General features: G+C 48.8%; 13 protein-coding genes. 6 read left to right on the forward strand and 7 right to left on the reverse strand.

Annotated features, from left to right (window positions below):
* Positions 1 to 5: 5 nt before the first annotated feature.
* The 4 genes from AAIH57_RS19450 (at position 6) to AAIH57_RS19465 (ending at position 3,235) form a co-directional block, all read left to right on the forward strand.
* Positions 6 to 707, forward strand: coding sequence for a DnaD domain protein (locus AAIH57_RS19450; protein WP_430022674.1), 702 nt, complete (start codon positions 6 to 8; stop codon positions 705 to 707).
* A 265-nt stretch (positions 708 to 972) separates the two neighbouring features.
* Positions 973 to 1,464, forward strand: a complete 492-nt coding sequence (locus AAIH57_RS19455; protein WP_430022675.1) for an RNA polymerase sigma factor — start codon at positions 973 to 975, stop codon at positions 1,462 to 1,464.
* A complete protein-coding gene (locus AAIH57_RS19460) occupies positions 1,457 to 1,909 on the forward strand; it encodes a hypothetical protein (protein WP_175397893.1) in 453 nt (150 codons plus the stop codon). The genes AAIH57_RS19455 and AAIH57_RS19460 overlap by 8 nt, the downstream gene beginning before the upstream one ends.
* Positions 1,910 to 1,945: 36 nt before the next feature.
* Positions 1,946 to 3,235, forward strand: a complete 1,290-nt coding sequence (locus AAIH57_RS19465) for a multi-tm2 domain protein (protein ID WP_430022676.1) — start codon at positions 1,946 to 1,948, stop codon at positions 3,233 to 3,235.
* 96 nt (positions 3,236 to 3,331) lie between these two features.
* On the opposite strand, the gene AAIH57_RS19470 is transcribed toward AAIH57_RS19465, so the two are convergent.
* The 7 genes from AAIH57_RS19470 to AAIH57_RS19500 all read right to left on the reverse strand — a co-directional run bounded on the left by AAIH57_RS19470 (position 3,332) and on the right by AAIH57_RS19500 (position 10,755).
* Positions 3,332 to 3,985 carry a methylthioribulose 1-phosphate dehydratase gene (locus AAIH57_RS19470; protein WP_175397895.1) on the reverse strand — a complete coding sequence of 218 codons (654 nt, stop codon included), beginning with the start codon at positions 3,983 to 3,985 and terminating at the stop codon, positions 3,332 to 3,334.
* 2 nt (positions 3,986 to 3,987) lie between these two features.
* Positions 3,988 to 4,665: a 2-hydroxy-3-keto-5-methylthiopentenyl-1-phosphate phosphatase gene (locus AAIH57_RS19475; protein ID WP_430022677.1), complete on the reverse strand. Its 678-nt coding sequence runs from the start codon at positions 4,663 to 4,665 to the stop codon at positions 3,988 to 3,990.
* Complete coding sequence (locus tag AAIH57_RS19480) at positions 4,662 to 5,885, reverse strand: 2,3-diketo-5-methylthiopentyl-1-phosphate enolase (RefSeq protein WP_430022678.1); 1,224 nt, start codon at positions 5,883 to 5,885, stop codon at positions 4,662 to 4,664. Before AAIH57_RS19480 ends, AAIH57_RS19475 begins: the two co-directional genes overlap by 4 nt.
* The gene (gene proC / locus AAIH57_RS19485) at positions 5,882 to 6,742 is read right to left on the reverse strand and encodes a pyrroline-5-carboxylate reductase (protein WP_175397898.1); all 861 of its coding nucleotides are present in this window, start codon (positions 6,740 to 6,742) and stop codon (positions 5,882 to 5,884) included. Before proC ends, AAIH57_RS19480 begins: the two co-directional genes overlap by 4 nt.
* Positions 6,743 to 6,779: 37 nt before the next feature.
* Complete coding sequence (locus AAIH57_RS19490) at positions 6,780 to 8,027, reverse strand: glutamate-5-semialdehyde dehydrogenase (protein ID WP_430022679.1); 1,248 nt, start codon at positions 8,025 to 8,027, stop codon at positions 6,780 to 6,782.
* A 56-nt stretch (positions 8,028 to 8,083) separates the two neighbouring features.
* A complete protein-coding gene (gene proB / locus AAIH57_RS19495) occupies positions 8,084 to 9,187 on the reverse strand; it encodes a glutamate 5-kinase (RefSeq protein ID WP_175397900.1) in 1,104 nt (367 codons plus the stop codon).
* 359 nt (positions 9,188 to 9,546) lie between these two features.
* Positions 9,547 to 10,755 (reverse strand): pyridoxal phosphate-dependent aminotransferase, encoded by a 1,209-nt coding sequence (locus tag AAIH57_RS19500; RefSeq protein WP_175397901.1) that lies wholly within the window; start codon positions 10,753 to 10,755, stop codon positions 9,547 to 9,549.
* Between the two features lie 373 nt (positions 10,756 to 11,128).
* Here AAIH57_RS19500 and AAIH57_RS19505 point away from each other — a divergent pair, with 373 nt between their 5' ends.
* Complete coding sequence (locus tag AAIH57_RS19505) at positions 11,129 to 11,950, forward strand: carbon-nitrogen family hydrolase (RefSeq protein WP_430022680.1); 822 nt, start codon at positions 11,129 to 11,131, stop codon at positions 11,948 to 11,950.
* Between the two features lie 83 nt (positions 11,951 to 12,033).
* Positions 12,034 to 12,219, forward strand: a complete 186-nt coding sequence (locus AAIH57_RS19510; RefSeq protein ID WP_095292751.1) for a hypothetical protein — start codon at positions 12,034 to 12,036, stop codon at positions 12,217 to 12,219.
* Positions 12,220 to 12,409: the final 190 nt, after the last annotated feature.

The following is a 12,409-nucleotide window of genomic DNA, read 5'->3' on the forward strand; positions in this document are numbered from 1 at the left end:
AATCTATGGAAGAAACCGGCTCCAAAGCGTGGCTGAGTGGCGTAGCTTACGGATTGACATCTGGAACAGCACAGCTCCCGTATGCTTTGTTGCGTTATTATCATCAACTTGGATTAACAGATTCCGAAGTGCTTTTGCTGATTCAATTGCTGGGTTACCGTCAGGCAGAATTCAATGAGTTTCCTACCCTGGAAGAGCTCGCGGCACGTATGGGACTTGCCCCTGAAGGCATCGCCAGAATGCTGCAGCGACTGATGCGGGATGGATATATTTCCATTGATGAGCATCGGGACGAGGAACGGGATATTCAGTACGAGCGTTACGATTTGCATGGACTGTATGCCAAGCTCGCAACGTGTGTCGCTGAAGATGCAGCAGCAGCGCGAGCACAGCAGATGAGCATGAACGCACGTCCAAATTCGAACAGTGTTCAAATAGAAGAGGAAGAACGAAACATGTTCTCCATCTTTGAAAAAGAATTTGGTCGTCCGTTATCACCTATGGAATGCGAAACGATCTCCAGCTGGCTGGATCAGGACCGATATCAGGAAGAGCTGATTTTGATGGCTCTGAAGGAAGCTGTATTTGCCGGCAAAGTGCATTTCCGTTACATTGACCGCATTTTGCTGGAATGGAGCCGCAACCGGGTGAAGAATGTTCAGGATGCGAAGGCATACACGCAGCGTTTCCGAAGCGGGGGACGTTAATCACGTGTAAAGGAACAATCAATGAACAGGCCAGAAGACATTCTGCGCCTGTTTTTTGAATTCTAGATTGAATTGATCAAGCTACCCATGGAATGATTTTATCTTTTCAGGCAATGTAATCACATGAATTTAAAAAAAATTAAATAAATACGCAGGGGCAGCCCAGAAAGCTGTCGTCTATTGTAGTGGAGAGGAGGGGAGAGTCATTGACGAAGCGCGCTTAATCGAACAAATCCGTCAAGGGGATAAATCCAAGTTTCGTTTATTGATCGATAAGTACAGCCAGCATGTATACCATGTGGCGTATTCCGTACTCAGGAACGATCAGGAAGCGCAGGATGCAGCTCAGGAGGCGTTCATTCAGATGTATAAATCTCTCCCCGATTACCGTTCCGAAGGATTCAAAACATGGCTTACCCGAATTGCCTTTCACAAAGCCATCGATGCGAAACGAAGGCTGGGCCGAAGAAACAGCGAAGATCTGGGTGGAGAAGAACGAATAATCAACCTGCCTGGAAGCGAAGAAGATATTCTGGCCCGTCTCGTTCGGGAAGAACGCAAGGAAACACTGCGTGAACGAATCAATCAACTGCCTGCCCAGCATCGGGACATTATTACTGCGTATTATTTAAGCGAAAAAAATTATGAGCAGATCGCCCATGATGCCCAGGTGGCTGTCAAAACCGTGGAATCCCGTTTGTACCGTGCCCGGCAGTGGATCAGAAGTCATTGGAAGGAGGATGAGTGGCGTGAGTAAAATCGAGATGTACGGCGTTCAGGACTGGACGGACTATATCGAAGGCCGAATTACCGGGGAACAAGCGATTCGCATGGAAAAGGTATTAATCGAAGATCCAGAAGCGATGGATCACTATCTGGAAGCTATGGGTATTCATCAAACATTGCCGAAACTGGATAATCCGGCTCACTTTGCGGATTCCATTATGGAACGCATCACAGATCTGGAACATTCAAAGAGCAAGCGCAAATCACGTTCAGGACGGAGCAGACGCTGGCTGGAGCATAAAGTATTTCATTACGCGGTAGCGGCCTGCCTGACGTTAATCTTCCTCTCTTCTGGGGTGTTTGACAAGGTCGCACCTTATCACAAGTTCCACGAAGGCGAGCAGAGGGGATCTTTCACACAAAAATGGACGGAGGCAGCCACTTCATGGCTGGATAACTTCAAGCCTAAACCATAAATAATTCGCATTGCCTGAAAAGAAAGGATGACGACTGTGCAATCAGATCGTAACAAATTACTTGCATTTTTATTGAACCTGATACCGGGCCTTGGTTTTCTCTATTGGAGGCGGCCTACCAGAGCTGTGGTCTATCCATTACTCTTTTTTGGCACAGGCATTGGCTTCGTCATGTTGGCATTGTTGACTGATGAAAAGGATCTGATAATTGTCGGGTTCCTGGGAGCCGTATTCTTCTGGTGTATCAGCATGCTGGATATGATAATCGTTCTGCTTCGTGCCCCTTCACTGCATGATGCGCGTTACCAGGGTTATGGGGCACATTACGGTGGTCTCCATCAAGGTCCCGCGTACCAGGAAGCCTATGCTGATCAGGAAGAGCATCTCGGACAGATGGACCAGGAGGGGCCGCATCAGCATCATGGTGGAGTGTATGGTGTACCCGAGAATGGCTATGGTCAACCTATGTATCGAAAAGGGAGCGAGGGAGAACGATTTTTCACCATTTTACTTTCCTTTATTCCAGGATTGGGTCATCTTCACCTCGGACTGTTACATCGCGGCCTTTCGTTTCTGATTGCATTCTTTGGCTCATTTGCGATGATGGTATTTGTAGCTTCGATTACGAATGAATCGGTATTTCTGATGTTCCTGCTCATTCTGCCTGTGATTTGGGTGTATTGTATGTTTGATGCGGTTCAGCATGTCCATCGCAAGCAGGCAGGAGAAGTGTTGCAGGACCGAACGTTGTTCGAAGAACTGGAAATGGGAAGAGCCTCCGGACGACGAAGCAAAGTGCTGGCAACTTTGTTATCAGCCTTTCCTGGTGCGGGTCATCTGTATCTGGGACTGCAAAAAAGAGGCATGCAACTGATGTTCCTGTTTCTCGGCAGCATCTACGTTCTGGACCTGCTTCATTTATCCGTATTCTTGTTCATGATTCCGTTGATCTGGTTCTACAGCTTTTTTGATGGACTTCAGTGTTCAAGCCGTTATGGCCGGGAACCGCTCACCGATCAACCCATTTTCAAAGATTGGGCTAAACATCAGCGTCTGATTGGATTCGGGATCGCAGCGCTTGGTGTGTATTACCTGGCCATCCGGCTTGTCATCCCGCAGCTGAATGAGCTGTTCCCCAATCTCTTCATGACTTACGAGATTCGTTCCTATGTGAATACCGTTATTGTTTCGCTGTTGCTCATTTTTGGTGGCTTGAAACTGCTCTTCGGCAAGCAGCGTTCAATTGGACAGCATAGTGGAGTAAACGGAAAAGACGAGGAATCAGCCAATCTCTTCTTGTTCAGGGATCGGGATGATCGATTGTAAGTTTGTAGTAAAGCGCTAGACAAAAACACGCCAAAGGCTGAATAAGCAGCCCGTGGCGTGTTTTTTGTTTGTCTGAATATCAGAGAGGAATGATTTCTATTTCGAAGCACCTTTCAGCAGCAGCTGACGATACATCACTTCGAACAAAAACTCGAATGCTTCCAGATGTCTTTTTGCTTCAAACGCATCTTTACCCCACGCATAAATGCCGTGGTTGCGAAGTAAAATCCCTGGCACCTTCGGATCAAGTACACCTGGAACCAACTCGGCAATGGATGGAATATCGGCAAAGTTAGGCAGGACCGGCACACGAATCTCGGCATTTTCTTCCCAAATGTTAAAAGCCTTGATCAATTCGATTCCTTGGATCGGCACAGATCCTTCTGCGCCAAAAAACTCGCTAATCAGGTTGTTAAACACGGTGTGCACATGGAACACGGCACCACAGCCAGTCAAACGATAGATTTCACAGTGAATCAACGTTTCTGCACTAGGTTTCAGGGTTGTCGTTTCAATGGCTTTGCCATGCTTGTCCACAAACAGAAAATCTTCCGGTGTACGAAGAGATTTGTCTTTACCCGAAGCCGTAACCGCAAAATAAAATTGCTCCGGATCAAACTCTCCCACACGCATCGACAGATTGCCGCTTGTACCCGGGAACCAGTTGCGACTGGCAAACAGTGCTTTAATATCAGCAAGTTCTTCCAGTACCTGGCGTTTGTGTTCCAATGTAATTTTTTCAAAACCCATCTTTACAGCACTCCTTGTGTTTGCTTCTGTTTCATGTCTTCCATGATATCGTAAAAGGTAGCAAAAGGCACATGATCTACGCCAAGTTCAATGCATTTGTCCGTCAAAATGGAGCGGGAGTAGACAAGATCGGCAATTTTGGCACCTTCAAAATCGGTTAAACTATCTCCAATCAGAATCCGATTATAGTGTTCTTCCGGGAACGTACGGATCACCGTTGTTTTGCACATGCCGCAGCCGTTCTCACAAGGGGGCTGGCACGGATTGGGCCACTCAATGCGGATAAAATCACCCGTAAAGTCTGCTCCGTTACAATAGACGTGGTCTTGTGGAATGTTGAATGGTGCAAGCAGAGGCTCGATAAAAAAGTCCATGCCGCCGCTGGTTACATTGAAATCAATGCCTTCGCTTCGTACGTATTCCAGAAACTCACTGAATCCCTCGCGGATGCCGGCTTGTCCAAGAACGAATTCCACAATTTCATCTTTTTGCGATGCAGGCAGTAGAGCAAACATGGCACCGACACCTTCTCGCAATGATATTTTCTGCTCGACAGTATCTTTCATGATCGGTTCAATGCCTTCAGGCTTAAAATGCTTCATGATGGCTACGATGTTGTCCGAAAGGGTGATCGTACCATCAAAATCGCAGAAAATGACCGTTTTCTTATCACTTCTCATCGTTCTCCACCCCATAGATCCAATGCGCTTTTCAGCTCGGGATGTTCAGCTGCATATTCTGAAAGTGGAATCGAGCGTTGTGCTGCCTCGATGGCTTGCAAAAATGCGCGTCCACCCGCTTCAGTGCCCATTGGATGTCCGTGAATGCCTCCGCCTGCGTTAACGATGACGTCGGTGCCAAAGTCACGCAAAATAAGCGGCACAAGCCCTGGATGAATTCCTGCCGAAGGAACCGGCATACTGGTTCTGACCGGGAGCTCTTTTGAGAGCAGCTGTTCCGTAATGGCCATATTCTCCTCTTTCGGCATGGTCACCGATCCATAAGGTGATGGGAAGAGGACGAGATCTGCTCCGGCAAGACGCATCAGCTGACCGAGCAGCACTGAAGCCGAAATACCGTAATGCGGCGAAGGATAGAATGCGCCTGCAAGCGCAGGGTGGGCCATGATGGGCACGTTGATATCCGGATCGCTGCTAAGCTCATGCAGAACGTCATAGCCGTAGGACAGCACGTTAAACAGTAGTGCATTTGCTCCAGCATCGATCGCTCGTTCAGCCTGCTTCTTCAACCGCGAAGTCGGGCCGGTCAGGTTGGCGGCGTAGAGAAGTTTCTTACCAGTCTCTCGGCGAGCCTGTTCGGCAGCCTTCATGCAGACCTCGACTCTTTTTTCAATAGGTGTCAGCTTGTTCTCAAACAGAATTTCGTCATCCTTGATCAGATCGACTCCGCCTAGAGCCTGGCGGATAAACTGTTCGCGCAGTTCATCTGCATCCAGGCCAATAACCGATTTGAAGATGCTCATTAAAAGTGGACGATCATGGACACCAAGCAGATCGCGGACACCATTCAATCCAAACTTGGGACCAGGGAACGCGCTCAGGAATCCGTCCGAGAAACCAAGTCTTGTCAACTTGATCCGTCCATCCATCGAAATTTTGCCAAAGACCGTGACAAGCAGGGCCGGAATATCGCGACTGAAGTTTACATCGGGATAACCGATTGTAATATCAGCATACCGCTCGCCCGGAGCCATGCCCTCAGTTTCATGTACGTTTACACTGATGACTTCGCCTAGATGTTTCTGCATCGCTTCACGCTTGGCTTGCGGCAATTCGGTCCAGCTGCCGACAGTCATGCCAACAGCAATGGATTCCGCCTTTTTGCGGAAATCCGCACGATCATCGTGCAGACGATATGTAGCAGTGCACATGTTATTCATCTTAAATCTCCTTCCAAGGCAGCCCCCATCTCCCGTGAGCGCTCTGCACAGCGGTTGACGGCTGCAATTACATTTTCAAAGAAATCGCCCTCATCCAGTGTTTTCAGTGCGGCTTGTGTGGCGCCTCCAGGTGAGGTGACATCACTGCGAAGCTTCATGGGTTCCGCTCCTGTCTGTTGAACCATCCGCGCTGCACCAAGTACGGTTTGAACGGTCAGATCGCGGGATTGCTGACTGGACAGACCACCACGGATTCCCGCGGCAATCATGGCTTCCATTAAATAGTATACATAAGCCGGGCCACTTCCGGAAATACCCGTGAGCACCTCCAGTTTCTCCTCAGGTACAATGGTCACGATGCCAACCGCTTCAAACATCGTCATAACCGTGCTGCGCTGTTCATCCGTAATTTCTGCGGAGAAAGCAAGACCGGTTGCACCGAGTCCAATGGTGCTGGATGTATTCGGCATGGAACGTGCAATCGGCTGTTTGCGGCCGAGCAGTGTCTGCATCGTACGAATGGATAATCCCGCAATAACAGAAACAATGAGTTGGTCCGGTGACAGGAGGGGACCCAACTCGCGAAGAGCTCCAGCAGCATCTTTTGGTTTCATGGCCAGTACGATAACGGGAGAAGCGGAGAGCAGTTCAAGCGATTGGGAGGCTGTTCCTGTATGAACGGCATACCGGGTACTCAGCTCTTCCTGACGTTTCTGGTTGCTCCGGTTCAGCATCGTAATATCCTGGGGACGTACAACGAGGCGGGAGATCAGTCCGCGCACGATGGCTTCTGCCATGGCACCTGCTCCGTGGAAAGTAATCTTTTGCTGTAATAACGTCTGTTGTTCTTGACTCATGGTTATCGTTCCTCCCTATATGTCTGTAACTGCGATTTTACTGCCGAATTTGTCCGTTGCCAGTAATGCGATATTTCGTTGAAGTGAGAGCAGGAAGACCCATTGGGCCACGCGCATGCAGCTTCTGTGTGCTTATACCAATTTCGGCTCCATAGCCGAATTCGAATCCGTCCGTGAAACGTGTGGAAGCATTGTGGTACACCGCGGCAGCATCCACATCATGCAAGAAGCGCTCCGCATGAGCTGTATCGCGGGTGACGATACATTCGGAATGTTTTGTGCCATAGGTTGCTATATGATTCATCGCTTCTTCCAAATTCTGTACAACCCGTATATTCAAAATATAATCGTTATACTCTGTCGCGTAGTCCTCCTCCGTCACGGGAATGGCATCAGGTACGAGACGGCGAGTGGTGTCACAACCCTTCAATGAGACGTTAGCCTCACGGAATTGTTCGGCCAGGGCAGGCAAATGCTGTTCTGCGTAAGCCGCATGAAGCAGCAGGGTTTCCATGGAATTGCATACGGACGGGCGCTGTGCTTTTGCATTAATCGCAATTTCTGCTGCCATCACCTGATCAGCCGATTCATCCACATACGTATGGCAGATTCCTGCACCTGTTTCAATGACAGGTACCGTCGCGTTGGCAACCACGTTGCGAATCAGGGAGGCACCCCCGCGAGGAATAATTACATCCAGCAGGCCATTCAGCTTAAGCATTTCATCGACTGAAGAGCGGTTTGCATCTTCCACGAGCTGCAGCGCATCCGGTGGCAGGTCTGTTTTGGCCAGTGCTTGATGCAGCACCTCCACAATTTTGCGGTTCGATGAGAGAGCAGAAGAACCACCGCGAAGCAGAACGGCGTTTCCGGTCTTGAGGCATAAGCCGGCAGCATCCACCGTAACATTGGGACGAGCCTCATAGATGATGCCAATCAGACCGATCGGCACTCTCAATTTTTCAATATGCAGCCCATCTGGACGTGTGAACGACTCCAGCACTTCACCAACAGGATCTGGCAGCTCGGCAATTTGACGTAAGCCTTCAGCGATTCCTGCAATGCGCTCTTTATTTAAGGAGAGGCGGTCCAGCATGGATTCTGGCGTGCCTTGTTCTCTTCCGCGTTCGAGATCCTCAGCATTGGCTGAAATAATGGATTCCGATTCGGCAATTAATGCGTTCGCCATGGTGAGCAAGGCCTTGTTCTTCTGTTCTGTATTCAATCGGTTTAACTGTGGAACGCTGCTTTGAGCCTTGCTGGCTTTTTGTCTAACTTCACTCATCTGGAATTCCTCCTTCATATATACAAGTTCAAGTCATTACCTTATACAAGTACTTGTTATTTTAACGTAATCCACTCGTCTCGATGAATGACCTCAAGTCGGTGGATGGCATTTAGTGTTTTCATCACTTCGCCGCTTGGCATACCTGCGATGAGACGAAGTTGATCATCATCATAATTGACGATGCCTCGACCCAGAAGCGTCTCATCCATGCCAATGACTTCTACGACGTCGCCTGCGTGGAACGTGCCAAGCACGCGTTTGACTCCTACGGGCAGCAGACTATGACCGCCGTGGACAAGAGCTTCTTCGGCGCCGGCATCCACTACAACGGTACCGAGGGGGGTCGACATGAAGCCGAGCCATTGCTTTTTGCGGGAGAGTGCAGCAAGACGAGTCTCGAAATAGGTCCCCTTACCACAGCCCTCAACAGCATTTTGCAAGTCCCCGGATTCCTTGACACTACCGACAAAAACGGGAACCCCTCCGCGTGTTGCGACTTTAGCTGCATCGACCTTGGAGCGCATGCCGCCTGTTCCGACCGACGAACCTGAACCTCCGGCATAAGCATAGATTTCTTCAGTAATTTCAGGTATCCGATCATAACGCACAGCGGAGGGATCCTTGCGAGGATCTGCTGTGTAGAGTCCATTGGTATCGGTGAGAATAACGAGATGCTGCGCTTTTACCAAATTGGCAACGAGTGCCGATAGCAGATCGTTATCCCCGAATTTCAACTCGTCTACAGAAACGGTATCATTCTCGTTAAAAATGGGGATGACCCGCTGTCTGAGCAGCTCTTCCACCGTCATGCCTGCATTACCCATCCGTTTTCGGCTGTGAAAATCGGTTCTTGTCAGCAGAATTTGCGCTGTAGTAACGCGGTGCGCTGCAAAAGCCTGTTGATATGCCTGCATTAATAATGCCTGTCCAACTGCGGCCGCAGCCTGCTTCTCATGCAGCATTTTGGGACGATGGGGATAACCGATCTCGCGGAATCCGGCAGCAACGGCTCCGGAAGTGACCAAGAGGACTTCATGCCCCTGTTCGGCGAGCGAAGCGATCTCACTGGCAAAAAATGAAATGGAACTGCGATCAAGTCCACCTTCCTCCGTGGTAAGGGAACTGCTTCCAATCTTGACTACAATACGTGAAGGCATGCTTTCACTTCCTTAAACATGATTAATGAGATACCAGCGGACGGTTATCCCGGTACAAAAAAAACTCCCGTCCTTTGTTGTAAAAAGGACGAAAGTTTGTGACTTCCGCGGTACCACCTTTATTGATGATTGATTCATCCGGCTTTGCGCCCTGTAACAGAAGGCACCGTCCTGCATAAACAGGCCGCTCAGGGGTAGGTTTCGGAGAGAAGCCGCGGTAAATTCTTGCAGCCCGGTGGAATTTACTCTCTGGGCGCGGCCTGTTTTCTCGTACTGGTCCCGTCATCACGTTTCGTTCGATATTTGTTAATAACATACCATGGAAACTTGGCAGATGCAAAGGGGTATTCTACCTCTATTTACTTAAACAAGTTCAGCTTGCCAATCCGTTTAACGGCTTCCTGCAGTCGTTCTTCGTCACTCAGCAGACCAGCCCGAACGTAACCTTCCCCGTGAGTACCAAACCCTATACCTGGGGCTACAGCCACTTTCGCTTCCCGAAGCAGCAAATCTGCAAAGTCGGATGAAGTAAAGCCGGCAGGAACAGGCAGCCAGCTGAAGAACGAACCTCCTGGCTTCGCAGCTTGCCAGCCTATGGATGCGAGTGCCTCGTAGAAAGCGTTACGGCGGGATTCATATCGCGCAACCAGATCCGTAACACATTGTTGAGAGGAAGTCAGTGCAGCAGCAGCTGCAGCCTGAATGCCGCCAAAGAGGCTGACATAAATATGGTCCTGCAGCAAATTGATCTTGGAGATAATCTCCGCATTACCGAGGGCAAAGCCTACCCGCCATCCTGCCATATTGTAGGTTTTGGATAGCGTATAGAATTCGATGCCGACTTCCTTGGCGCCCGGAGCCTGCAAGAAACTGACCGGACGATGCCCATCGAATCCGATCGCGCCATAGGCGAAGTCGCTGGCGACTACGATTTTATTTTGAATGGCGAATTCCACCGTATCTTTATAGAAGGAAAGTGGGGCCGTTGCAGACGTTGGATTGTTGGGATAATTCAGATACATCAGCTTGGCCTTCTCCCGATCTTCAGCCGAGATGGCCTCAAAATCAGGAAGGAATGCATTTGAATCGAGCAGCGGCATAAAAGACATGTGTGCTTTGGCAAGAGCAACACCGGACCAGTAGTCCGGATAACCTGGGTCAGGAACGAGACATACGTCTCCAGGATTAAGCAGCACTTGAGGCAGCTGGACGAGACCTGTTTTTCCGCCAAACAGAATCGCGACTTCAGTCTCCGGATCAAGATCAACGTTGTAGTCTTCCTTATAACGGTGGGCGATTGCCTCCTTCAGGAACGCATGACCGCTAAAAGGAGAATATTTGTGATAAAGCGGATTTTCAGCGGACTCTTGCAATGTTTTTACAATGTGTGGGGGTGTAGGCGTGTCCGGGTTCCCCTGACCGAGATTAATTACGTCATGACCACTGGCGATTTCACGATTCACATTTTGAACAAGAGTTGCAAAAAATTGCGTTGGCAGCTGTGTCATGACATCTGAGGTAGGTATATTAAAAGCCGAACGAGCCGAACGTTGCTGTTGATTATTCATTATTTTCATCACTCCGGTTCATAAAGATGGGAATAGTATTCATTAATTTATCACGCTAATCCCGAGCTGTATAGAGGGGAAAAGGATGGTGTAGACCGAATAATAGGGTCTCTGCCGCGTTATAAAAAAATATATAAGGGAGATTCAGAAAAGAGGAATTTAATAGGTGCTTCAACTTCTGTTGATATGTTCCTATTGCAATTGTGTATCTAACTTGCTCCAGATTAAAGGTTGTTGCTTGCTTATAATCAGTAGCACGGATAATGATAAATGCTGCCTGAATGGCTAGGTTCCCAGCCCGGATAACAGGGTTGCGGTCGTCAATACGATCAAGCTATGATAACAGGTATTACGATTCAGAGGAGTGCATGTCATGACAGAACAACAACCGGGGGAAATGCGTGTTGCCCTGATTCAGGGCGATATTCAGCTCGGAAATCCTGAGGCCAATCATAAACATATGCAGACATTGCTCGAACGAGCAGTGGAACAATATCCGGATCTGAAACTGGCAGTGCTGCCGGAAATGTGGAATACAGGCTATGCTTTGGAGAAAATCCAGGAGCTTGCTGACCCGGAAGGTCAAAGATCACGGGCATGGTTATCGGCTTTTGCTCAGAAACATCAGATTTCAATTGTCGGGGGATCCATAGCCGAGAAGCGAAATGACCAAATTTTCAATACAATGTATGCGTATAACAGAAATGGAGATCAGGTCACCCGTTATGATAAATTGCATCTGTTTCGTCTTATGGATGAAGAGAAGTATTTGCAGCCAGGCGCCGATCCTGAAATTTTCGAACTGGAGAACGGTCTCACAGCGGGTGCTTCCATCTGTTACGATATTCGCTTTCCAGAACTTGCCCGCACGCTTGCATTGAATGGGGCGAGAGCATTGATAGTACCTGCTGAATGGCCCAATCCGCGTTTGCACCACTGGCGTACACTATTGACGGCACGGGCCATTGAAAATCAGATGTACGTCATCGCCTGCAATCGGGTAGGTAAAGGGGGAGACACGGAATTTTTCGGACATTCTCTCATTATTGATCCTTGGGGTGAAATTGTAGCTGAGGGCGGAGAAGGGGAAGAGATCGTGTCAGGACTGATTCGTCCGTCTCTCGTAGATGAAGTACGGGGACGTATTCCGGTTTTTGAAGACCGCAGACCTGGCATTTATTTTGGGGGAAAATAACAAAAGATATTTCAGTAAGGTGTTTATTCTTCCTGGAGGCGGGTAATGATAACTATCCCGTCACCAAGGAGGATGATCAATCAATGGACAACCATGTGAAAGATACGCTCAGGAGACTGGAACAGGAAAACACAAGGGAAGATCATTTGAGGCCGTTCTTAGAGAATGGGGCAGGAGGGCTATCCCCCCCTGAACAAGCTGTTCAGGACGAAGGCCGACTGGTCAATCAGCAGAACAGGCTGACGAGTGAACGTAATTTGCGAAAATAAACGGCTAGACATGAAAATCTCTTATGTACGTTTCTACGTTAACTTAAATCATGATATCAGCAACATGGTGCTGTAACGAAGCATTGCGATCTCATGCAAGAACTTGATCCTGCTTATGCGGGAGACGAGTATATAACAAAGGCTTGGCCCGTATGGGTCAGGCCTTTGTTTGTTTTGATCCGTTTTGATC

Origin of the sequence: Paenibacillus sp. MABNR03 (assembly GCF_050455445.1) — a bacterium.
GTDB classification, from domain to species: Bacteria; Bacillota; Bacilli; order Paenibacillales; family Paenibacillaceae; genus Paenibacillus; species Paenibacillus xylanilyticus.